Source organism: Arcicella sp. GW822-FHT02H01 (genome assembly GCF_058802005.1).
The window spans coordinates 159,897-183,794 of the sequence record NZ_JBXANT010000001.1 but is presented as its reverse complement, the minus strand read 5'-3'; the positions used below and the strand labels follow the sequence as shown (position 1 = coordinate 183,794).

22 protein-coding genes and 1 tRNA gene are annotated in these 23,898 nt (G+C 35.0%); 16 read left to right on the top strand and 7 right to left on the bottom strand.

The annotated features are described in order from the left end of the window. Nucleotides 1-43: 43 nt before the first annotated feature. From AC1RNE_RS00745 to AC1RNE_RS00715, 7 genes are read left to right on the top strand one after another with little or no spacing between them, the layout of a single operon-like run. Nucleotides 44-1,300 (top strand): ABC transporter ATP-binding protein, encoded by a 1,257-nt coding sequence (locus AC1RNE_RS00745; RefSeq protein WP_492799150.1) that lies wholly within the window; start codon nucleotides 44-46, stop codon nucleotides 1,298-1,300. A gap of 50 nt (nucleotides 1,301-1,350) precedes the next feature. Beyond that, nucleotides 1,351-2,427, top strand: a complete 1,077-nt coding sequence (locus tag AC1RNE_RS00740) for a DegT/DnrJ/EryC1/StrS family aminotransferase (RefSeq protein ID WP_492799149.1) — start codon at nucleotides 1,351-1,353, stop codon at nucleotides 2,425-2,427. Nucleotides 2,428-2,432: 5 nt separating this feature from the next. Beyond that, on the top strand, nucleotides 2,433-4,484 hold the full coding sequence (locus AC1RNE_RS00735; protein WP_492799148.1) for a glycosyltransferase family 39 protein: 2,052 nt from the start codon (nucleotides 2,433-2,435) through the stop codon (nucleotides 4,482-4,484). A 19-nt stretch (nucleotides 4,485-4,503) separates the two neighbouring features. Then, nucleotides 4,504-5,202: a WbqC family protein gene (locus AC1RNE_RS00730; RefSeq protein ID WP_492799147.1), complete on the top strand. Its 699-nt coding sequence runs from the start codon at nucleotides 4,504-4,506 to the stop codon at nucleotides 5,200-5,202. Nucleotides 5,203-5,249: 47 nt separating this feature from the next. Next, nucleotides 5,250-5,909 carry an acetyltransferase gene (locus tag AC1RNE_RS00725; protein ID WP_323246810.1) on the top strand — a complete coding sequence of 220 codons (660 nt, stop codon included), beginning with the start codon at nucleotides 5,250-5,252 and terminating at the stop codon, nucleotides 5,907-5,909. Then, nucleotides 5,906-6,844, top strand: a complete 939-nt coding sequence (locus tag AC1RNE_RS00720) for a glycoside hydrolase family protein (protein WP_492799146.1) — start codon at nucleotides 5,906-5,908, stop codon at nucleotides 6,842-6,844. The genes AC1RNE_RS00725 and AC1RNE_RS00720 overlap by 4 nt, the downstream gene beginning before the upstream one ends. A 59-nt stretch (nucleotides 6,845-6,903) precedes the next feature. Beyond that, entirely contained in the window at nucleotides 6,904-7,923 is a 1,020-nt protein-coding gene (locus AC1RNE_RS00715) for a glycosyltransferase family 2 protein (protein WP_492799145.1), read from the top strand. Between the two features lie 40 nt (nucleotides 7,924-7,963). Here AC1RNE_RS00715 and AC1RNE_RS00710 read toward each other — a convergent pair whose 3' ends face one another. Next, the gene (locus AC1RNE_RS00710) at nucleotides 7,964-9,229 is read right to left on the bottom strand and encodes an asparagine synthetase B (protein ID WP_492799144.1); all 1,266 of its coding nucleotides are present in this window, start codon (nucleotides 9,227-9,229) and stop codon (nucleotides 7,964-7,966) included. A gap of 161 nt (nucleotides 9,230-9,390) precedes the next feature. On the opposite strand from AC1RNE_RS00710, the gene AC1RNE_RS00705 reads away from it, so the two are divergent. Both AC1RNE_RS00705 and AC1RNE_RS00700 read left to right on the top strand, forming a co-directional pair. Next, entirely contained in the window at nucleotides 9,391-10,632 is a 1,242-nt protein-coding gene (locus AC1RNE_RS00705; protein WP_492799143.1) for an ABC transporter permease, read from the top strand. A 148-nt stretch (nucleotides 10,633-10,780) separates the two neighbouring features. Then, a tRNA-Leu gene (locus tag AC1RNE_RS00700) sits at nucleotides 10,781-10,864 on the top strand. Here the strand turns inward: AC1RNE_RS00700 and AC1RNE_RS00695 are convergent. Further along, complete coding sequence (locus AC1RNE_RS00695) at nucleotides 10,830-11,216, bottom strand: hypothetical protein (protein ID WP_492799142.1); 387 nt, start codon at nucleotides 11,214-11,216, stop codon at nucleotides 10,830-10,832. The two genes, AC1RNE_RS00700 and AC1RNE_RS00695, sit on opposite strands and share 35 nt — an antisense overlap. Nucleotides 11,217-11,596: 380 nt before the next feature. Here AC1RNE_RS00695 and AC1RNE_RS00690 point away from each other — a divergent pair, with 380 nt between their 5' ends. Both AC1RNE_RS00690 and AC1RNE_RS00685 read left to right on the top strand, forming a co-directional pair. Continuing rightward, on the top strand, nucleotides 11,597-12,913 hold the full coding sequence (locus tag AC1RNE_RS00690; RefSeq protein ID WP_492799141.1) for a hypothetical protein: 1,317 nt from the start codon (nucleotides 11,597-11,599) through the stop codon (nucleotides 12,911-12,913). A 313-nt stretch (nucleotides 12,914-13,226) separates the two neighbouring features. Beyond that, nucleotides 13,227-13,382: a hypothetical protein gene (locus tag AC1RNE_RS00685; RefSeq protein ID WP_492799140.1), complete on the top strand. Its 156-nt coding sequence runs from the start codon at nucleotides 13,227-13,229 to the stop codon at nucleotides 13,380-13,382. Between the two features lie 84 nt (nucleotides 13,383-13,466). Here the strand turns inward: AC1RNE_RS00685 and metH are convergent, their stop codons facing one another. After that, nucleotides 13,467-17,288: a methionine synthase gene (gene metH / locus AC1RNE_RS00680; RefSeq protein ID WP_492799139.1), complete on the bottom strand. Its 3,822-nt coding sequence runs from the start codon at nucleotides 17,286-17,288 to the stop codon at nucleotides 13,467-13,469. A gap of 348 nt (nucleotides 17,289-17,636) precedes the next feature. Here metH and AC1RNE_RS00675 point away from each other — a divergent pair, with 348 nt between their 5' ends. The 3 genes from AC1RNE_RS00675 (at nucleotide 17,637) to AC1RNE_RS00665 (ending at nucleotide 19,678) form a co-directional block, all read left to right on the top strand. Beyond that, the gene (locus tag AC1RNE_RS00675) at nucleotides 17,637-18,095 is read left to right on the top strand and encodes an Lrp/AsnC family transcriptional regulator (RefSeq protein WP_492799138.1); all 459 of its coding nucleotides are present in this window, start codon (nucleotides 17,637-17,639) and stop codon (nucleotides 18,093-18,095) included. A gap of 138 nt (nucleotides 18,096-18,233) precedes the next feature. Beyond that, a complete protein-coding gene (locus AC1RNE_RS00670) occupies nucleotides 18,234-18,371 on the top strand; it encodes a hypothetical protein (RefSeq protein ID WP_492799137.1) in 138 nt (45 codons plus the stop codon). A 173-nt stretch (nucleotides 18,372-18,544) separates the two neighbouring features. Beyond that, nucleotides 18,545-19,678: an acyltransferase family protein gene (locus AC1RNE_RS00665; protein WP_492799136.1), complete on the top strand. Its 1,134-nt coding sequence runs from the start codon at nucleotides 18,545-18,547 to the stop codon at nucleotides 19,676-19,678. An 8-nt stretch (nucleotides 19,679-19,686) separates the two neighbouring features. On the opposite strand, the gene AC1RNE_RS00660 is transcribed toward AC1RNE_RS00665, so the two are convergent. Next, nucleotides 19,687-20,211 (bottom strand): DUF7935 family protein, encoded by a 525-nt coding sequence (locus tag AC1RNE_RS00660; RefSeq protein WP_492799135.1) that lies wholly within the window; start codon nucleotides 20,209-20,211, stop codon nucleotides 19,687-19,689. A 179-nt stretch (nucleotides 20,212-20,390) separates the two neighbouring features. Between AC1RNE_RS00660 and AC1RNE_RS00655 the strand changes: the two genes are divergently transcribed. Both AC1RNE_RS00655 and AC1RNE_RS00650 read left to right on the top strand, forming a co-directional pair. Further along, a complete protein-coding gene (locus AC1RNE_RS00655) occupies nucleotides 20,391-20,684 on the top strand; it encodes a HesB/IscA family protein (protein WP_309919815.1) in 294 nt (97 codons plus the stop codon). A gap of 24 nt (nucleotides 20,685-20,708) precedes the next feature. Further along, entirely contained in the window at nucleotides 20,709-21,596 is an 888-nt protein-coding gene (locus AC1RNE_RS00650) for a Ppx/GppA phosphatase family protein (protein WP_492799134.1), read from the top strand. 275 nt (nucleotides 21,597-21,871) lie between these two features. On the opposite strand, the gene AC1RNE_RS00645 is transcribed toward AC1RNE_RS00650, so the two are convergent. The 3 genes from AC1RNE_RS00645 to AC1RNE_RS00635 form a co-directional block, all read right to left on the bottom strand. Continuing rightward, the gene (locus tag AC1RNE_RS00645; protein WP_492799133.1) at nucleotides 21,872-22,816 is read right to left on the bottom strand and encodes an aldose 1-epimerase; all 945 of its coding nucleotides are present in this window, start codon (nucleotides 22,814-22,816) and stop codon (nucleotides 21,872-21,874) included. A gap of 80 nt (nucleotides 22,817-22,896) precedes the next feature. Beyond that, nucleotides 22,897-23,670, bottom strand: coding sequence for a TIGR02757 family protein (locus AC1RNE_RS00640; protein WP_492799132.1), 774 nt, complete (start codon nucleotides 23,668-23,670; stop codon nucleotides 22,897-22,899). Between the two features lie 58 nt (nucleotides 23,671-23,728). Beyond that, nucleotides 23,729-23,896, bottom strand: coding sequence for a hypothetical protein (locus tag AC1RNE_RS00635; protein WP_309919826.1), 168 nt, complete (start codon nucleotides 23,894-23,896; stop codon nucleotides 23,729-23,731). Between the last annotated feature and the right edge of the window lie 2 nt (nucleotides 23,897-23,898).

Sequence of the window (23,898 nt, the reverse complement as noted above, 5' to 3'; positions counted from 1 at the left end):
ATTATTCTAACTTGAAAAAATAATGTAAAAAAACCCCTTGAAAATGACGGTAATTGAAGCTGAAAATATAAGTAAAAAATACATTATCGACCACATCAAAAGTAATGCGAAAGCTGATACGCTGAGAGAGGTAGTCACGGATAAACTAAAAAACATATTCTCAAAGAAAACTGAAGAACAAATAAGCCATGAAGAATTTTGGGCTTTGAAGGATGTTAGTTTTCAGATTAATCAAGGTGATAGGGTTGGTATCATTGGCTCTAATGGAGCTGGGAAATCAACAATGCTTAAAATCTTGAGTAGGATTACTGAGCCTTCACAAGGGAAAATCAAGATAAAAGGAAGAGTAGCCAGTTTATTAGAAGTTGGAACAGGGTTTCATCCAGAATTATCAGGACGAGAAAATATTTTCTTAAATGGTTCTATTTTAGGAATGAAGCGACAGGAAATCAAAAAGCATTTTGATGCTATTGTTGATTTTGCTGGTGTTGAAAAGTTTTTAGATACTCCCGTAAAACGATATTCATCTGGGATGTACGTACGGTTGGGTTTTGCTATCTCTGCCCATTTAGAACCAGAAATCTTAATCGTTGATGAAGTATTAGCGGTAGGAGATGCTGAATTTCAGCGAAAATGTTTAGGCAAAATGAAAGATGCTTCTACTTCGGGTAGAACTATTCTTTTTGTAAGCCATAACCTTACGGCTGTTCAAGGTCTTTGCAATAAGTCAATGTACATGCAAAAAGGCAAATTGCTTGAAATGGGCGAAACCAATCAGGTATTAGCCACTTATCTAAGCCATGTACAAAAAACAGCCTTAGAATCAAGTTGGACGAATCCTAACGAAGCCCCTGGCAATGACAGCATTAGATTAAAGAAAGTAAAGCTTACGCCTGATTATCACGATAATTTAAAACATATTGATGTACGGACTTCTTTCAAAATTCAAATTGAATTTTGGAGTATGGTCGATGATATTGATACTAATATTAGCCTCCATCTTAATTCTTTGACGGGTGAATGTATTTTCAACATTGGTACGCCATCTTTGAACTTAAGAAAAGGAGTAATCTATGCAGAATGTGAGATTCCTGCTGATTTTATGAATGATGGGTCTTACTCAATTTCATTAATGGCTGTCAAAGATAAGTCTAGTGTAATTTATAATTTCGGAGAGGTATTGATTTTTGAGATTGAAGATTATCGTGAGGGTAGTGAATGGTATGGAAAATGGCCGGGCTATATCCGACCAAAAATCAACTTCCCTATTACTCAACTTGAACTAGAAAATGTTATTTAGGACCAAGTATATTCTATTTTTTATTACTTATTCTAGCATAGCATCAACAAATGATAAACGTTACAAAAACATACTTACCTCCAATTGAAGAATTCCAGCGATATGTAGAAGGTATCTGGCAGAGAAACCAATTAACTAATAATGGACCTTTAGTTCAGGAATTAGAAAGAAAACTCAAAGAATACCTAGGTGTAAAGCATTGCTTTTATGTGAGTAACGGAACGATTGCCTTACAAATAGCCCTGAAAGTATTGAATGTTACCAAAGAAGTAATTACTACCCCCTTTTCATATTGTGCTACTTCTCATTCAATCGTGTGGGAAAACTGTACGCCTATTTTTGCAGATATTTCTCCTGATGATTTTTGTATAGACCCTTCAAAAGTTGAAGCACTAATTAGTGAAAATACACAAGCTATTTTGGCTACTCACGTATATGGTAATCCTTGCGAAGTAGAAAAATTGGCAGATATTGCCAAAAAGCACAACATCAAATTAATTTATGATGCGGCACATGCTTTTGGGGTAAAAGTAGATGGAACGTCTTTATTTAATTTTGGAGATATAAGCACTTGTAGCTTTCACTCTACTAAAGTTTTTCATACGACAGAAGGCGGAGCCATTTTTACAAATAATGATGATTTAGCATACTTGATTGATAGTTATAGAAGTTTCGGGCATAAGAGTGATACTTATTACACGATTGGCATTAATGGTAAAAACTCTGAATTCCATGCAGCAATGGGGCTATGTGTTTTGCCAAAGGTTACTGAAATTGTAGAAGCCCGGAAAAAGATTTTTGAATTATACGACGAACTATTGAATTGGGATAAATTAGTCAAACCTGTCGTGAAAGTACCTATAGTAAGTAACCATGCTTACTATCCTATTTTTCTGGAATCGGAAGAAGCATTATTACAAGTGAAAGCAGCGCTTGAAGCTGAAAACATTATTCCTAGAAGATACTTCTATCCTTCTTTAAGTACCTTAAAGTTTGTTACCGAACAAAGTAATTGTCCAATTTCAGATGACTTTGCTCCTAGAGCTCTGGCATTACCTCTTTACTATGATTTAGCACATACCGATGTTGAAAGAATTAGTACGATAATCAATAACACTATTTCATAAACAATATGACTTTCTTGTATCCTATCATATTTGCCATTTTCATTGGCTTTGTATTTAGAGTATCGGCACGAGTTTGTCAAAAATCATTAATTGACATTATTATTATTGCTTATGTTGTTTTCTGTGGAAGTGTTATCCTAACAGGTTTTACGCTTTCTGAAATCAATAAAATGAATGATAGAAGGTTCTGGGCAGTTGGTGTATTTATTCCTGCTTATATTTTCTATATTCAATTCAACAATTTCTTCGGGAAAGATAGGAACGAAAACTTTACTATTTTTCAAATAATTGGTAGCAGAATCCAAGCCGTTTGGAATTGGTTTGGCAATTTATCACTATTCTTAAAATTTATTTTCGGCGGTCTTTTCATTACCTTAGCGATTATTGAAATCACCAACTTTATCCTAATCTGCTATACTCCACCTAATGAATGGGACAGTATGACTGGTCATTTAAACCGTTTGTTGTACTACCTTCAACATGGAACGATGGCACATTTTGGCGGAACTAACTGGAACATAGACACTTACCCTAGAAGTGCTTGTACTATCCAACTCTATAATTACCTAATGTCTGGCAAGGTTGAAAACTGGTTCAAAGCCATTCATCATACTGCTTATTGGATGATAGGATTCAGCGTTTTTGGTATTGCAAGAAGTATTAGTAAAAATCTTACAGCAAGTTTTTTTTGTGGCTTAGTTGTTTTGATGTTGCCTGATGTATTAAAACAAGCCATTACAACTGAGTCTGATATAGTGCTTGCTTCCTATTTGGGGTGTCTGGTATATTTTCTATTTAGCTTTAATGAAAAGAAGAAAAGAAGATACATTTACTTGGCAGGACTGACTTTTGGCATAGCTTTAGGACATAAAATAACATTTGTGTTTTCGCTCCCTCCTGTGTTTTTGATATTGCTTTATACCATTTTTAAAGACGACGAAAAAAGGAATTTCCTTCATATAACATTTGCTCATTTTAAACACCTGTTTGTAGCTTTTGTGCTTGGGTTTGTATTGTTTACACTTCCAGCTGGTTACATTCCTAATATTCAGGAATATCATCACCCGATTGGCCCTCCTACTGCTTTAAAACACCAATCTATTGACAGAGCAGGAACAAAGGCAAATCTCATTAAACAAGGGTCTCGTAATGTCCTCAGATATAGTATCGACTTAATCAATTTAGATGGCTTTCGAAATTGGGATGAAGGAGAAAAGCTGAACAGAGCGATGAAAAAACCAATTATGTGGTTTGAAAGAAATATCCTTAAAACTCGTTTAGAAGCTGAAACTGACTTTACGATTGTTCCCTTTACGTATAATAAACGATTCGAGTTTTATAATATGAGTCCCTACTGGGGCATTTTCGGATTTGCGTTAATCATTCCACTGATTATCCTTGTATTAATTGGTGTCATCAGAAACAAGGCCGTTTATTATTATTTGGGTCTCGCATTTGTTTTACATTTCATAGCACTGTCATATACGGCTGCCTATGACCCTTGGAAAGGTAGATACATGATAAGTACGGCGATTTTTGCCGTTCCTTTTTTGACATTACTTTTCACAGGAAAATATTCTATCGAAAAGCCTAACCATGTATTCTTAAAAACCTATGTGGGTTTTGTGGTAGCCATTGGTATTGTTTCAGGGCTTTTAGCAACATTTTTAAACTATAGATGTTTACCAATAAGTGCGTATGGTAGAAAGTCGGCTTTTGATATGACGAGAATGGAAATATTAACAGAAGCCCGTCCCGACATTACTAAGGCTTATGAGAATTTCAATAAGCTTGTTCCACAAAATGCCACTGTGGCATTGGCAACGATAAATGATGATTATGAATATCCGCTTTGGGGTGATAAATTAACTAGAAAGTTAATCGTTATTAACCCATTTGAACAAGGGCTTAGACCTATTCCGAAAGAAGCTGATTATTTATTTTTTGCTAAAAGTGTTATTAAACCCCAAATTGGCGATATTCGCTTGGGGACAGATACAACGATGGTTAATGTAATCGTAAAAGGTGAAGATTATTACCTCCGAAAATTACGCTAGTTATCCTTAATGACTGACTATGAAAATTGCCATTATGCAACCCTATATATTCCCATACATTGGGTATTTTCAATTAATTAATGCTGTTGATAAATTTATATTTTATGATGATGTTAATTATATCAACAAGGGTTGGATTAATCGTAACAGGATATTAGTCAATGGAAAAGATAGTTTATTTACCATTCCATTGAAAGAGGCAAGCCAGAATAAATTGATTAATACAATTGATGTAAATTGGGATGTTGCTTGGAAAAATAAGTTTCAAAAAACGATAGAATTAAGCTATAAAAAAGCGCCTTTCTATGCAGATGTTCTTCCATTAATTGAAAAAACGATTAATACAGAACAGAGCAATATATCAGCAGTAATTACGAATAACCTAACAATTATTGCTGAATACCTAAATATTACTACTGAAATTGTATCAAGCTCAAGTATATACGTCAACACTCATTTAAAGGCACAGGAAAGGATTATAGATATCTGCTTGCAAGAAAAAGCTAATACATATATTAATCCGATTGGCGGTCTTGAATTATATGATAAAGCTGCTTTCAGTAGTCGTAATATGGAGTTGTTTTTTATCAAAAGTAAGCCATGCGTGTACCCACAGTTCAAAAATGAGTTTGTACCTTGGCTTTCAATCATTGATGTGTTGATGTTTAATTCAAAAGCAACGATTAAAGAGTTCTTAGATAACTTTGAGTTAGTGTAGATGATATTAAAAGAAATGGTTTTCATACTTAATAAATACCTTATAGGATGGCAAAAGTAGTAGTTTTCGGAACGGAATTAGTGGCAGAATTAGCGCACTATTATTTAACACACGACTCTGAGCACGAAATTGTTGCTTTTACAGTCAATCAAGCATATATCAAAGAACCTACTTTTTGTGGACTTCCAGTAGTTCCATTTGAGGAGGTAACTACGCTTTATCCCACGACTGAATATAAGTTTTTTGCTCCTCTTTCTGAACGCAAAATGAATCAGGTAAGGGCAAAAGTATATCAGGAGGCAAAAGATAAAGGCTATGAATTTATTTCATACATCAGCTCGAAAGCTACAGTATTGACTGATAAAATCGGTGAAAACTGTTTTATTTTAGAAGATAACACCATTCAACCTTTTGTAACGATTGGCAACGACGTAGTACTTTGGTCAGGCAACCACATTGGTCATCATAGTGTGATTAAAGACCATGTTTATTTTACCTCCCACATCGTACTTTCTGGTCGCTGTGTTGTTGAGCCTTATTGTTTTTTAGGGGTAAACGCGACTATTAGAGATGGCGTGCATTTAGCAGAAGGTACATTGATAGCGATGGGAACGAATTTTACTGGCAAGAAGACAGATGAATGGAGTATTTATAAAGGTAATCCAGCAGAAAAAGCAAAAGTTTCAAGTAAAGACATTAATCTATGATTTGGGAGAAAAAGGGGTTGATATATAAGCCTGATGGCAAATTTGGCTGGAATCAAACACATGCTCATGTGGTTTGTGCAGACACTAGTTTTGAAGACAAAGTAAGAATTTATTATTCTGCACGCGACCAAAAAGGAAGGTGTATTGCATCTTTTCTGGATTTAAATCCTACAAACTTAGCAGAAGTAATTTATGTGCATGATAAGCCCATTCTTGAATTAGGGACAGCAGGTACATTTGATGACTGTGGTATTATGCCTACGTGGTTATTGCATCATCCTAATGGCGAAAAGTGGCTCTATTACATCGGTTGGACAGTTAGAAATACGATTCCATACCATAATTCAATCGGGATTGCCAAAAGTACTGATGGGTTAAACTTCACCAAGCTATTTGAAGGACCTGTCATTCATACCATTGCTACAGAGCCTCTTTTTAATGGCAGTTGCTGTGTCTTATTTGACAAAGGTATTTTTAAAGTATGGTATCTTAATTGTACACATTGGTATAATGCGCCTGATGGAAAGCTAGAACCTTGTTATAATATTAAATATGCGGAATCTGAAGATGGTATCAATTGGGTTCGCCAAGGGAAAATTGCCATAGATTATAAAGATGCAGTAGAGGGAGGAATTTCTAGACCATCTGTTTTAATAGAAGATGGTATCTATAAAATGTGGTATTCTTACAGAGCCATTGATGATTATAGAAACAATGTAGCAAGAAGCTACAGAATTGGCTATGCAGAATCAGATAATGGTATGGATTGGACAAGATTAGACGACCAAGTGGGGATTGATGTATCCGAAACTGGTTGGGATGCTGAAATGATAGAATATCCTTTGGTGATGAATCACCTTGATAAAAAAATAATGTTTTATAACGGAAACGGATTTGGAGCCAGTGGTTTTGGTTATGCTGAAGCTGCGCTTTAATTGTTATTGTTTTCTACACTACTTACTTTAATTTAATTAATCATATAACGCGTCTGATAATGTCTGAAGTAATCAAACCTGAGGTAAGCATTCTTGTTACTGTTTATAATCACGAACATTTTCTTAGAGAGTGCTTAGATAGTCTAGTAAATCAAGTTACTAATTTCAAATTTGAAATTGTTGTTGGCGAAGATTGTTCCCCTGATACTTCTAGAGCCATTCTGATCGAATATGCCAATCAATACCCAGATATTATCGTACCACTTTTGTATGAAGTAAATCAGGGCTCAAAGAAATGCCCTGGCAAAGGTAATTTTGTCAATACTTTTTACCAATGCAAAGGCAGGTATATCGTCCATATTGAAGGTGATGATTATTTAATCAACAATCATAAACTTCAAATGGAATATGATTTTCTTGAGCAAAATCCAGAAGCATCAGCTTGTTTTCATAATGCCATTATGGCCTATGAGGATGGTACAGGAAGACCCAATGAGAATATTAATCCGCCTGACCAAAAAGACAAAATATATCCTGAAGACTTACTGACTAAAAAGGAAGTATGGTTTATGGCTACAGCAAGTGTAATGTTTAGGAGACATCTAATCGGCGATAAATTTCCAGATTGGTTCTTGTTATCTAAAAGCGGTGATATTCCTCTTTACCTCCTCTTATCAAGCAAAGGCTATATTGGTTATTTACCAGAAGTAATGTGCGTTTATAGAAGACATTTAGGAGGTATGAGTTATACAGACAGTAACCTTGATGAGGTTTTTATTAAGAATAGGATGTTTATGTATTCAAATGTTGATAAAGAATTAGGTTTTAAATATACGCATCTGATTAAACCTATTCTTGGTGAATATTATTTATTGCTGACGAATGTTTTTAAAATAAGAAATCAATATTTTCAAAGTATTTATTTTGCTTTTATTTCCTTGTATTTATCAAGACCCAATTCAAGCAAACACTTAAAAGATGTTTTACAGAATTTTATTATTCCTAATGGCTTGATGAAAGTTTATGCGAATGTAAAATGGAAAATAGAAACGTTATTTGGTAAAAAAGGCTCTCAATAATTTGAGAGCCTTTTTTTATGGACAAATATGCCATACCTTATTAAGTCTTTTGCTTTTTCTTCTTAGCAGCAGGAAAAAGTACATTATTGAGAATTAATCGATAGCCTGGTGAGTTGGGATGTAAGTTCAAATCAGTAGGTTCTTCATTAACGTAGTGTCTATAATCCTCAGGGTCGTGTCCGCCATAAAACGTCCAGAAGCCTTTCAGAAAAGTACCGTGAATATACCTGGCTTCATTCAAAGAACGATTCTCGCCTAATACTACTACTTCAGGTTTTATCAATTCTTTTTTATAAGAAGTAGTTTGCCCCATGAAACCATGAATCGTTGTTTCATGATTTTGTGTCAACATCGTTGGGATAGGATCCCATTTAGCAGAAAACTGAAAAAGGTTGAAAAAATCATTCTCCTCTCCTACTGGTCTCGATTCATTTGAATAGGCTTCAATATTTGAAAATTCTATTACCTGTGGCAGAAAAATTAAATTAAAGTTCTGAAAAGCAAAAGTTTTAGCAAAGTCAAGTTTTCCATTTGCATTTTTATCATAACCATCGCCATCATAAAACGCATCGACAATATCAATTCCTTCCGCCGCCAATGCAATATCATACGTATCTGTAGCTGTACACATGGCAAACATATATCCTCCGCCTGCCACAAATTCTTGAATCTTTTTGGCTACGCCCAGTTTCAATTGAGACACTTTATCAAAACCAAATTTTTGAGCATTCTTTTTATCTTCCCTCAATTGTGCCTGATACCACGGCTGACCGCTTTGGTTCAAAAACTTACCCATTTGTCCTGTAAAATCTTCGTGATGCAAGTGTAGCCAGTCGTATTCAGGTAATTTCCCATTCATTACTTCATCATCAAAAATCAAATCATAAGGTATTTCGGCGTAAGTCATGGCCAAGGTAACGGCATCATCCCAAGGTTGGGCTGTTTTAGGGGAATATACAGCCACTCTGGGTGGTTTTTGCAATTTGACAACATCCATATTTACATCAGGACTAGTTACTTCTGCCCTAATTTGCGAAGCCTGTCCTTCAGAAATCACTTCGTAACTTACCCCTCGGATAATCAACTCATTCTCGAATTGCTGGGCTTGTGGAAACATAAAAGCCCCTCCTCTATAGTTCAAAAGCCACTCTACTTCTGTATCATGCGTTTTGAGAATCCAATAGGCAATTCCGTAAGATTTTAAATGATTTTTTTGAGTGTCATCCATCGGAATCAAGATCTGAGAAGCCCATAAACGGCTTGTAAGCGTCAAGAATATGATAAACGGAAATAATAGCCTTTTCATTGGTGAAGTTATTTAAGTTCTCTGAACTAAATTTGTTATTCATAAACGATAAACGAATTTAGTATATTATTAGTGCTAATCACAATGCTGATTAGGATTAAACATATATTCGTCATAATTTATGTTGGTTTCAAATCGAATCCATTTCAATATCCACAACTATGAATTTATTAGAAAATATTCGTGAGGGCTTACGCTCTATCAGGGCAAATATGCTTAGAACCACCCTCACAGCCCTAATCATTGCCATTGGTGTGACTGCCTTGGTTGGTAGCCTTACTGTAATTGATGGTATTCAAAGTTCTGTAAATAACAGTTTTGCAGGCTTGGGTGCTAATGCCTTCGACCTTAGAAACAGAGATATTTTCAAAATCAGAAAAGATGGCGAAAAAGAAAAAAATTATCCCCAAATCGATTATCGTGAAGCAAAATTATATAAAGAGAAATTTGGACATTCAGCCATTATTGGTCTAAAAATTAATGTTAGTTTTTCGGTAGAAGTAAAATATGAATCGAAAAAAACCAATCCCAATTCAAGGATAATGGGTACTGACGATAATTTTATGGACATAAAAGGCTATAAAATTTTGAAAGGCAGAACATTCTCAGCCAATGATTTACAGTATGCCGTCAATGTTTGTATTATTGGTGTCGACATTGTAGATCAACTTTTTGGGAAAAACATTAACCCTCTTGATAAAGAAATCAATATTCTTGGACAAAAATTTAAAGTAATAGGCTTATTAGAGAAAAAAGGCAGTTTGATGGGTGGTGGTGATGACAGAGTAATCTTTATGCCTTTGGAAACTGGAAGAAAGATGGCTCAGGGCAAAACACTTACTTATGATATTGTTACGTCTGTACCTAACATTACAGATATTGACAACGTAATAGAAGAAGCTAGAGGGGTGATGAGGGTTATCAGACAAGACCAAATCGGTCAACCAGATTCATTTTCAATAGAACGTTCGGATTCTTTGGCTAAGCAGTCTGAAAGTATTACAGGTATTCTTAGAATAGCAGGCTTTGGCGTAGGTTTTATTACCTTATTAGGTGCTGCCATTGCTTTAATGAATATTATGTTAGTTTCCGTCACTGAACGGACACAAGAAATAGGTATTCGAAAATCATTAGGAGCTACCCCCTATCTAATTCGTTTACAATTCCTGATTGAAGCCATTGTAATTTGTATTTTAGGAGGTCTGGGCGGTATTTTCTTAGCCATTATCATTGGTAACGTATTTGCTCAATTATTGATGGGTGGAACTTCAAGCTTTATCATTCCTTGGCTATGGATGTCAATCGGGATTGGAGTTTGTGTGGTGGTAGGTTTATTTTCTGGAATTTACCCAGCTTATAAGGCCTCAAAGCTTGATCCGATAGAATCATTGAGATATGAATAATTTTTTTTCAAATTTATTCATTCAATAATCAAGCTAGTAATCAGAAACTTACAAGAACACTTACAAAAAAGTTTTAGATTAATTAAATGTTAAGGTTGTGTAGTAAAAAAGTATCACTTATCTTTGCATCAAGTTTGAGAAATCAAATGCCCAGATGGCGGAATTGGTAGACGCGCTGGTCTCAAACACCTGTGTCTTCATTGGCATGCCGGTTCGACTCCGGCTCTGGGTACATTAGCGGAATATATAGATTTCAAGTCTATTATTCCGCTATTTTTTTGCCTAAAATCAGCCTTTACACCTCTAAGAAGCACTATTAGTTGGTTTTCTCTATTGGTTCGACAAGTATTATTTTCGATAGTAAACGATTCAGGGAAAATTGTAGCTAATAATTTCTTATTATTTTCAATTCCTGCTCTTTCATAATAAAAGTCAATATTTTTCAATAAGCTTATTCCGTAATTTAAATATTTTCGATAATCTGTTTCAACTAGCTTACTTTCTTCGATTATCATTGATAATTCATCATATTCAGCTTTAAATTTAGGTTTAAACCTCATATATGCTTCTAAATTTTTCTTCAAGTTTATATAATTTTTCAGATGTCTGCTTTAGCTTAAGTTGTAGTTGTACTTAATGCAATTCCGTTTTTGCCCTGTCTTTACTCTCAACTTTTGTAACATAGTATGGTTATACTGATGCAAAAGTCAATTTTGCTATTCGCTTAAATACCCCATAAAAATACCTATAAAAATCCTATAAACAGTGCTTTATATCCGATTTTAAAAAGGGTTATTTTTCCTCTTACACAGTCCTCTTTCTTGTCTCAAATTTGTGTTATCAATAGCTTTTGAAAAGTGGAGTTCAGCTACCACTTTAAAAAACGAGCTTACTTACGGAGGCATTTACGGTAAGGGTGAAATCTGAAAAACCTTAAGAGTAGGAGTATTTAAAAACTAATTTTATGGCTAGTACAGACTTAATGACGTATTTAAACTACATGGCTACTTGGGATTCAGAGAGCGATGGAAATATTGATAATATTATCACAGAGCAAAATCTTTTCTTGCAAGTAGGTGATTATGATTCAGACCATGTTGTTAATAATGAGTTTGATACTCTTTATGATTTGGCTTGTGATGTTAGAGATCGGACAATAGCTGCCGATGCTACTCAAATGGCTGCCGATATCGCTGCAGTAGCCTCCATTTGGTCTTTTGGTTTAGGGATGGCTGCGTTTGCGGCGCTAGAAGCAGCAGCCACTATAGAGCGAGCCGTTATTTCTAGCAAATCAAAAGAGTTAAATGATAAGTTAACAACTGTTGATAAAGATATTTCAGAAAATATCAATGATAATATAAAACGCTATGTAGAGAAATATAAGTTAAATAACAATTTAATTGCTTCCAAAGCTCCAGTGGGGTTAGATACAAGAACTTGTCGAGCGTATCTATTGCAATTTACGGCTGAGGTTCAACGAAAATCTGGAAGATTAGATGCCACAACTTTTAGAAGGTATGCAGAATCGGCAAGACTTCTTTTCAATTGTGATGAAATCAATGCAGTATATGATGCCCTTGATGAACTAAATATGAGTGCCAGAACTGATGCTGACGTTGAAAAATTCATGAATGTTCTTATTGGCTTTCAGCCACCTCAAGGTGTTGCACTTGCTAAAAGCATTTTAATGGGGGCATCTATACTAATCATGTTCCATAAGCTTAAAATAGCAGGTAAAACTATTGAAAATATAGCTAAAGAGAGAGGTGTCCCTGTTGAAGAAGTTAATACTAGTGCTTTCGAGGCTATGAATGCTTTTGGAAAGTTTGTAACTGTTGTGGCAGTTGTGATGTCAGTGGTAGATATAGTATTTAACATTCTTGATATTGTAGATGTGGTTAGTCAATGTAATAAAATGTGTGATGAACTACGAGGGCCAATCAAACAAAGTTATTTAGATTATTTTAATGGAATAAAAGAAGCTTCAAAACAATATAAGGCTGCCATAACTCCCGTTAGCTGGGTGAAAAAACCAAATGTTGCAGAATTTGAAGGGGCACCATGGAACAACCATATTATATCTACTTATTCAACAACTGTAGAGGCAGCCAAAAAATACGCAGAAGAGCATTCAAATATTACTTTTTTCTTCTATTGTAGAGAGCACATGACTTTCGAACCTGAACCACATCGTACTTTTGATGCTGGAACGGCTGTATTCTTTAGTGGTAAGCCATGGTACGGTACTGCTCCCCAATGTGATGCCTATGAAAAAGGCTAGTTTATAAAAAATAGTAACTGTATAAATTTAACCCGTCAGTTTTTTAACTTGACGGGTTTTCTTTTGTGGCTGGTCTCTCAACTAGCACTGATTATCTCCTCTTTATCACCAAAATCCGTTTAACCTTCCATAATATCTAAAATTTAACATCTGACTGTATGATTAAGTAATTTTATATGTGATTTAAGTGAAAGAATTAGTTAACCTATTTATGAACTTGTTAGAAGAACAGCCACGGAGCTAAAAAATCCATTAAACCAATAATCTCAAATTCATATATTTTAACAGTTCTTACATAAAAAAGCAAAGGAATATGTCATTAATGAACCCTGCTGAAAAAGTAGATTTAGCTTATAAAGTTGTAAATGAGTATTACGATGGAAAAAAGTCTAATTATAAAACTATTAAGTCTGGTCATGGTAGTAATGCTATGAAAGGTTTATTGAATAGATTAAGAAAAGGTTTATAACAAAATAAATCCTCTCTCAACAAAATGTTAAGAGAGGATTCAGTGTTTTATTATCGAATATCGAGATGAAATCTCGATTTACTGTTAATCATAATTCAGCACTGGGGCTAGCCATCTTTCGGTATCTTCCAAACTCATGTTTTTACGGTTTGCATAATCTATTACTTGGTCTTTCGCTATTTTTCCTAAACCAAAATATTTACTGCTTGGATGCGAGAAATACCATCCACTTACTGAACTAGCAGGATACATCGCAAAACTTTCTGTCAGAATAATTCCTAATTTTTCCTCTGCTTGTAATAAATCAAACAAGGCTGCTTTTTCGGTATGGTCTGGACAAGCTGGATATCCTGGTGCTGGACGAATACCATCATATTTCTCCGAAATCAAATCTTCGGTACTTAAGTTTCCTTCGTTTGAATATCCCCAGAATTCTTTACGAGTGCGTTCGTGCATCAATTCAGCAAATGCCTCCGCCAAACGGTCAGCAAGGGCTTTTACCATGATAGAGTTATAATCGTCATGGTCGCGGTCATACTTTTCAATCAATGGCTCGATACCAATACCCGCAGTTACGGCAAAAGCACCGATATAATCTTGCTCACCTGTTTCTACGGGTGCAATAAAGTCACTTAAACAAAGGTTGGGCAAGTGTGAAGCTTTCTGTCCTTGTTGACGAAGATTATGCAAAATCGTTGGCGTTTCGTCATTTTTTACCACTCGATATTCTTTGTGCGTATGCATTCCATGTTTTTCACAAGGAACTTCACGGATTACTTCTTCAAAATCTGACAAAATAATATCATCTTCATTTGAATTGGCTGGATAAAAACCAACAACGGCACGGGCTGTTAATAATTTATTATCGATAATCTCTTTCAATAATTCCTGCGCATCATTGAATAATTTACGTGCCTCCGCTCCTACTATTTCATTATCAAAAATCTTAGGGTATTTCCCTGATAACTGCCATGTTGAGAAGAAAGGAGTCCAGTCTATGTATTTAGCGATTTCAGCTAAATCATAATTATCAAAATAACGATTACCCAAAAATGTTGGTTTCTTAGCTTTGAAATTCGTCCAATCGATTTTGTCTTTATTTAACCTAGCTTTTTCAATCGGCACATAGTTTTTATCTTTTTGGCGACTAGCATGGTCAATTCTCATCTGCGCATACTGTCCTTTGATTTCATCAAAAATCTCTTGATTCGTCTGCTCACTCTGCATTAACCTACCTGCTACAGGTACACTTTTAGAAGCATCTAACACGTGAATCACTGGTCCAGCATAATGGGGGTCAATCTTCACTGCTGTGTGGATTCTTGAAGTAGTAGCACCACCAATCAACAAAGGCATTTTAAAACCTTGACGCTCCATCTCTTTGGCAACCCCTACCATTTCGTCCAATGAAGGCGTAATCAAACCCGAAAGTCCGATGATGTCAACATTGTGTTTTCTTGCTTCATCCAAAATTTTGGCAGTTGGTACCATTACCCCCAAATCGATGATTTCGTAATTATTACAACCCAATACTACCCCTACAATATTTTTACCGATGTCGTGTACATCTCCTTTTACAGTAGCTAAGAGTATTTTTCCTGCTGAAGAACTTTCACCATCTTGCTTTTCTGCTTCAATAAATGGCAATAAGTAGGCTACAGCTTTTTTCATTACACGAGCAGACTTTACTACCTGTGGTAAGAACATTTTTCCTTCTCCAAACAAATCACCTACTACATTCATACCGTCCATCAATGGTCCTTCAATTACATGCAATGGCTTCTCTACTGACTGGCGAGCTTCTTCTACATCTATGTCAATAAATTCTGTAAGTCCTTTAATTAAGGCATGTTCTAAGCGTTTTGATACTGGCAAATCTCTCCAAGCATTATCTATTACTTGTTCTTTCCCTTTTGATTTTACCGTTTCTGCAAAGGTTACCAAGCGTTCAGTAGCATCATCTCTGCGGTTCAACAATACGTCTTCACAAAGCTCCAGCATATCTTTTGGAATGTCGTCATAAACACCCAACTGACCTGCATTTACGATACCCATATCCATACCAGCTTTGATAGCATAATACAAAAAGACAGTGTGCATGGCCTCACGAACAGGCTCATTCCCACGGAATGAGAAAGAGATATTAGATACACCGCCCGACACTTTAGCGAAGGGAAGGTTTTCTTTTATCCAACGGGTAGCATTAATAAAGTCGACAGCATAATTATTATGTTCTTCCAGACCAGTTGCGACTGTCAGGATATTTGGGTCAAAAATGATGTCTTCTGGAGGAAAACCAACTTCGTTCACCAAAATATCATAAGCTCTTTTACAAATTTCAATACGTCTTTCATAAGAATCTGCCTGACCCTCTTCATCAAAAGCCATTACTACTGCCGAAGCACCATAACGTTTTACTTTCTCAGCCGATTCTTTGAACTTCGTTTCACCTTCTTTCAGTGAAATAGAGTTTACGATAGATTTCCCTTGTACGCATTTCAACCCTGCTTCGATTACTTCCCATTTAGAGGAGTCAATCATAATCGGTAATTTAGCAATGTCTGGTTCGGCCATTAATAAATTCAAGAATGTTTTCATGGCTTCTACCCCATCAATCATTCCTTCATCCAAGTTTACGTCGATTACCTGTGCCCCACCATCTACTTGTTCACGTGCTACGGCAATGGCATCATCATATTTTCCTTCCCGAACCAAACGAGCAAATTTCTTTGAACCTGTTACGTTACAACGTTCGCCAATATTCACGAACATGGTATCTTCCTTGATAATCAAAGGCTCTAAACCAGAAATAATCTGATGATTGTGTACTTCGGGTAATTGGCGTGGAGGATATTTCGCTGCTACCGCTGCAATGGCTTTTATATGCGCAGGCGTTGTTCCACAACATCCACCGATGATATTCATAAAGCCATGTTGAAGAAAATCTTCAACGATGACTGCCATTTCCTCTGGCGACTGGTCGTATTCTCCCATTTCGTTGGGTAAACCAGCGTTAGGGTGGGCAGACACCATAAACGGTGCTTTATCAGCCAAAATCTGTACATAAGGACGCATTAAGTCGGCACCTAAAGCACAGTTTAACCCCACTGAAAGTAAATCAATATGTGAAACAGAAGCCAAGAAAGCCTCGGTGGTTTGTCCAGATAACGTTCGTCCCGAAGCATCTGTAATTGTTCCAGAAACCATTACAGGAATTTTAGTTTCTGGATTAGCTAGTACTGCTTTAGGATTATTTTGTTTGGGAATAGATGTACTTTTTAAAGGACGAATAGTTCCGTTCTTTTTATCATTCTGATATAAATCTATCGCATACAAAGCCGCCTTAGCGTTCAATGTATCGAAGATAGTTTCTACTAATAATACATCCGCACCACCATCTACTAAACCTTGTATTTGTTCGTAATATGCCTCAACCAATTCATCAAAAGTCACTGCTCTGTAACCCGGGTCATTTACATCAGGCGAAAGCGAAAGTGTACGGTTTGTTGGACCAATAGAACCTGCTACAAAACGAGGTTTATTAGGATTTTTAGCAGTGTATAAATCTGCTACTTCACGCGCAATTTTAGCTGATTCATAGTTTAATTCATAGACATACTCTTCCATGTGGTAATCAGCCATCGCGATAGAAGTACCTGAAAAGGTATTTGTTTCGGCAATGTCAGCACCTGCTTCAAAATACTTAGCGTGAATTTCTTTGATTACTTCTGGTTTTGTAATAGAAAGCATATCGTTGTTTCCCTTCACTTCATGCGGGAAATTGCGAAACTTTTCACCACGGTAATCAGCATCAGTTAATTTATATTCTTGAATCAACGACCCCATAGCACCATCAAGCACTAGGATTCTGTTTTTCAAGATTTCTCTTATATTAGGATTGTTCATATCTTTTATGAGCTATAAGCCAGAAGCTTTGAGCTTTATTTACTTATTTATCTTTCCGTGGCACAATATTATAGACTTACATTTAGATGAATATTCGGGTAAAAACACTGAATAAATCCATGATTTCGTTTATAATAAAATACAAAAATACTTGTGTTCATCCAAATAACATAAATTAGGCACAAAGTTATCCCAAAAAGATAATTCATTTGCTTTATTAAATAAAATTGGATACAATTTCTACTTTAAAACAAAAAAATGGACAATATTTATTAAATTCAAACCTTTATTTAATAAATAGCAGATAAATTATCTTAGTGAATACTTAAACCACCCAAACACATCAACATGAAACTAGACTCAACTGATAGAGAAATTTTAAAGCATTTGCAAGAAGATGCTCATCTGACAACCAAAGAATTATCAAGCAGGCTGAATCTATCGCCTACTCCCGTTTATGAACGTGTAAGAAGACTTGAAAAAGAAGGGGTAATAAAAGGCTATGTTGCCTTGGTAAATCGCGAGAAAATCGAGAAAGATTTAATGGTTTTTTGTAGCATTCGCCTAAAGGAACATGCGCAGGAAGCAGGGGCAAAATTTGTCAAAGAAATTGTTCAGCTTGATGAAGTACAGGAATGTTATAATATCTCAGGAGATTATGATTTTATGCTAAAAATCATCGTGCACGATATGCGTGAATACCAAGGTTTTCTGATGAACAAATTAGCTTCTTTAGAAAACATTGGTAGCACTCATAGCATTTTTGTCATGTCTGAAATTAAGGCGGAGACTAAGTTGAAGGTTTAGATTTGTTATTATGTTTTACCGATTAATTAACTTTTTACAGATTAGTCAACTTTTTAAAAGTTGACTAATCTAAATTCACTCCTTCTGAGAACATTTTATACAGCATGAGCAGACGCTCTTTTTACTGTTGAGTCGTAAGTGAACCAACGACTAGAAGGAGTACTCGTCGACAAAACAGATATCGAACTATTAATCGTACCAAGCGGAATTGAAATTTATGGTAGCCATTTCCAGCACCCATATCGACAAACTTTCAATCGTACCAAATGGAATTAAAATTGCTTTTTTCTTCTTTAAAGACATATCATCAAAGTCCGATTAATTACTCCAAACTAGCTACTGTCTTAAATAAATACAATTTATGAAAACTTGGAGAATTGAGATTGAATAGTGTAATTTGCAAACACTTCAAGTTGTATAAACTATAAAAAATAATCCTATCAAAAAATATGATAAAAACTCGCATTACATTATTGGATAGTTTTAGGGCATTGGCAATATTATCAGTAATGCTTTTTCACTATTTTTCACGAAGGATACCGCCTTTATATCCTATTTCATTATATCCTTATAATAATGATTATGACTACTTTAGATGGGGCTATTTAGGAGTAGAGTTCTTTTTTATCATTAGTGGATTTGTAATATTTTTCACGCTCGATAACACTCAATATTTTCGTTCCTTTTGGAAGAAAAGATTAATGAGGTTATTGCCTTCCATGATTATTGCCTCAATAATTACCTACGTTATTTTCAACCTTTTTGATACTAATAATATATTTTACAACAGTCATCAGATAGTTAATTTTATACCGAGCATTACTTTTATTCATCCAAATTTATTGAATAGCTTATTCAGCAAATTTAACGTAGAACTCCATTATTTAAATGATTCTTATTGGAGTCTTTGGCCTGAGTTACAATTCTATTTCCTTTCTAGTACCATCTATTATTATAATAAAGAGAGATTTCTTAAAAATTTCATGCTGACTTCAACTATTTTGGTTGTTGTTAATTTCATCATTGTGAATGATTTCAAACTAAATATTAATTTATTCTCTTCAGGCTTAATACGTATTGCTTTAATTCCATCTTTTTTGAGGGATTATTCAAAATGGATGCAAGAGGGCTTTAACTTAATCACTTATTTGCCTTTCTTCGCTATTGGCGTTTTGTTTTATTCCTTATTTAAAAACAAGCATAACAACATTGTAACACCTCTTTATATCAAAATCTACCTCCTATTTTTCTCGCTATTTATTATTTATTCAGGCGTTAATTTCACTACAAAAGCTATCTATATAGGTATGTTTTTGTTATTTTTCTTATTTATCTATGTCCCAGATAAGCTTGCCTTTTTTGAAAATAAAGTATTGAGCGATATTGGTGAGTCTTCCTACTTTTTGTATTTAATACATGAAAATACTGGCGTTTTAATGATCTATTCATTTGGTGCTTATTTTTCACCATTTGGTTGGGCTTTCACGTTACTCACTATTCTAGCGTTGATTATCCTTAGCAATCTATACACTTTCAAGATTGACAAACAATTGAATCGTTGGTTGAAAAAGAAATTAATGTAGCGCCAATCCTACATAAAATTATTACGCATTTCTTGTTTTAAGAATTTTAGGGCATCGTCCGATGGAGCAATATTTTTAGAAAGTACTACTTCCAGAATACGTTTTGATAACTCAAGTGAAGGAGCATTTGGGTCTATATCTTTGGCTGATAAATTAATCAATGCTACAATTTCGTTCATGGCATTTTTGATGTTCAACCAAGCTTCATCACTCATATATACTTGTTGAGCAAGGTTATGCGAAAACTCTTCCCTGATTTCACCTAACATCAATTGTTGAAACCCTGCAACGGTGTCAACTCTACCCGACAAACGGATTAACAAATTATTTGGCGAAATTCTTTCTAAGAACAAAGCCATGCGTTCGTAGGCCTGTAAACGAATTGGGAGGATTGTTTTCGCTGTTTCGGCTTTAATATTTAATTCTTTTTGTACTAATTCTTTTTTCAAGAAAGAACTGACTGTTAGATACATAGCCCATAAAACTAAAGCAGCGGGAAGTAAAACCTTTATTAAATCAGCAACTAATTCCATGATGTTGGGGTTTATTATTCACGATAATCCTTCAAAAATAAGTAATTTTGCCCAATGAAATTACCCTTTAATAAAGGAATCGATATTAAAGACTGTAAATTGATTGAATTGGAAAGTGCTTTTTAGCTGTATTATTCTAAGTCAATCGCTGTTTACTTATTCATTAATGCTAAAAATCAATGACAGATACTAAAATTATTCCCATCAATATTACTGAAACTGCCAAAACAGAGGTAATCAGGGCTTTGGGTATAAAAGGCATTCCTGAGAATTATTTTTTAAGAGTTGGTTTACGTGGTGGAGCGTGTAGTGCTACTTATCTGATTGGCTTTGACAAAATGACTGAACACGATGAGCTTTACGAAATCAACGATTTGAAAGTGTTAATAGACAAGCGCCATTTGATGTATTTAATAAATATAGAGCTTGATTTTGAGGAGGAAGGAAATGGCTTTACCTTTAACAAATTATAATATTATCATTCAAAATTATTATTCATGAAAATTGCCGCAATTGACATCGGCTCGAATGCCGCCAGAATGCAAATCTCAAGAGTGCTGGAAAACGATGGTAAAATAAGTTTTAAAAAAGTAGAATACGTTCGTTTTGCTTTACGTTTGGGACATGATGTATTTAATGACGGAGAAATCAGCCCTGAGTCTGAGGTAAGAATATTCAAATTATTAAATGCCTATAAACTTTTATTAGACTTACACGAAGTAAAAGATTATATGATTTGTGCTACTTCTGCCATGCGTGAAGCAGGAAATGCCGAAGCTGTGATTACACGTATCCATAAAATTTTGGATATGAAAATCAATATCATCGAAGGCGCTAAAGAAGCTGAACTTATCAACGACGTAGTAGTACAAGCCTTGGATGATGCTAATTATTTGCACATCGACGTAGGTGGAGGTTCGACTGAGCTGAACATTTACTCGGAAAGAAAGAAAATCGCTTCAAAATCTTTCAAAATTGGCTCTGTCCGTTTGTTAGAACATAAGGAAAAAGAGGGCGACTGGGATAAAATGCGTAGATGGATTGAAAGCAATATTGATGTAAAAACAGCTAATATTACCGCTGTAGGTACTGGTGGAAACATTAGTAAATTATTCAATATTTCTCCTAATCATCAAGATGCTACTTCTATTAGTTATGAAGAATTGGTACGCTTGAAAAACTATGTAGCGTCGTTTACTTACGAAGAGAGAATCAATAAATTACGATTAAACGCCGACCGTGCAGATGTAATTGTTCCCGCCGCACAAATCTATTTATCAGCAATGGAATGTGCAGGGGCTAAAAAAATATTTGTACCCGATTTAGGTTTGAAAGATGGTATCATTCAGATGGTATATGAAAGAATACAGCATCGTAAAAAATAAGAATATAAACATGAATCTTTCTTTTTTTATTTAGAAAAATAAGTTTTAGAGGTTTGGTATTTATTATCGTCTAGTCCTTACTTTTCTTGTCTTGATACAAGAAAAGTAACCGCGCGGCGGACCGCAAAAGAAAATCAAGAATTCCTAATCGCATCGGCGAACCGACTCGCTTCGCTCAAACAGTAGGAATTCGTTATCCATCAATCAAAAAAAGCGATCGGAATAAGTTTTCGACCGTTTTTTTTGATTCTAAAAATTGGAATGACTCATGATTTTTATGATAAAAATACGCCACAGCTTACTTGATAGGTTTCCTCAGCTGACAAAGCCAACAAGCCATCTCCAGAATTATAAGCGTTAGTATTGCCCGTCATTGGCTCTATAGCCACACAATCTCGTGTTGGTGGAATATAAACAACCATAAAAGTAAATTGATTATCCAGTCCTTCTTGCCAAACATTGATAGAAACATTCTGTTTAGGAGAATGAAGCACAGCCCTAATTTTCTCTGCTTTTTTAACAGTAAAAACAGCATCTAGGATTTGATTGTTCAAAGTAATTCCTCTGCTAAAATCAACAGGTTTTTTACTGATAGAAATCATCTGTTCATCTGGAATAGACTGTTCTGCTGCAGGAAAATCGATATGCCAATCGTTGGCATTTTCACCTTCTATTTTAAAATATGGATGCCATCCTACTACCATTGGCATTTTTGTAGAGCCTGTATTCTTGATAGTATACGTTATCGTAAAACCTTCAGTTTTTGATAGTGTATTAGTTATCGCTAATACAAAAGGAAAAGGATAACCAACATGATTCCCTTTATATTCAAATTGTATGATAAGCTTTGCTTTTGTGTCATCTACCTCTTCTTGAACAACTTCAAAATTTGCAAAAGCCACAAATCCATGAATAGCGTTATGTAGTCCTACTTCATTAATCGGTAATTGATAAGTAGTATTTTCAAAGATATATTTTCCATCTCGTATTCTGTTTCCCCAAGGAAACAAATGTGCTGATGGATAAGCTGCCATTTCATTTACCAATTGCTCGTCTGTATCCGCTCCAGCTATTACATTGAAAAGTTTGCCTTCTTTCTGAAAAGTCATTTTACGGATTATTCCACCGAATGCTGGCAAAATATTCACGGCTTCACCCGTTGCAGAATTGGACAAAATGTACTCTGTAAAACGTCCAAATGGCTCTTTGATAATTTTCATCTTGAAAGATATTGTTAACGCTATTGTTTACTATTTTAAAAAACTCAATGCTCAAAGCTAAATGCTCATTTCTACGTATTTTACATTTCGCCTTCTACTCCTAAACCGAACAACGCAAAATCATATTTTACAGGGTCTTTGGCATCGAGCAATTTCAAGTTTTCAGTTAATTCTACTGCCATTTGCCAATCTGGTTTTGGTCTTTCTACTAAGCCTAATTTACGCGCGACTCTCTCTACATGAACATCACAAGGACAAATGAGTTTTGAAGTATCTAAACGATGCCAAATACCAAAATCAACCCCATGACTATCTTTACGAACCATCCAACGCAAAAACATATTCAGGCGTTTACAAGAAGAGTTTTTCAGGGGTGTGGCAATGTGCTTTCTTGTTCTTTCTGGATAGTTTTCCAGACTAAAGAAAAGCTCATGAAAAGACATAAGGTTCTGCTTGACATTCGTATGCTCTGATGACGTATATTCAACCAGAAAACCTTCTTCTAAAGATTCATATTTTTGGTAATAATGACGAAACCAAGCGATAAAATAAAGGGTGTCAATATCGTTGAAGGTACGATGTTTGAACGATAGAAACGGTTTGAGGTCTGAATCTTGATGATTGATAATAAAATCATGAGGGCTACCATCCATCAACGTTATCAATTCTTTACACTTATTGATAATGGTTTTTCTTTGACCCCACGCCAATACGGCTGACCAGAAACCCATGATTTCGATGTCTTCTTTTTTAGTAAAAAGATGTGGAATAGAAATTGGATCGTTTGGAATAAAATTAGGCTGATTATACTTTAAATACTTTTCTTCTAATAAATCTGCGACGTAGTTAGTCATTTTTGAAGGGGAAATATAAAACTAGTGGGAATGAGTCAACTGATTCATTCCCACTAGTTTATTTAATTCTTGAAGCAACAAATGCGATAATCTTAGATGGAATAGAAAAAATCCATACCAAAACAGTATATAAAAAAGCAAAAGTTGATATGGCTGGAAATGCTAATGCGTAAAGAACATTAAACACGATATGCCCAAAAGTAATTTGTCTTTTATTGCGTCGCATTT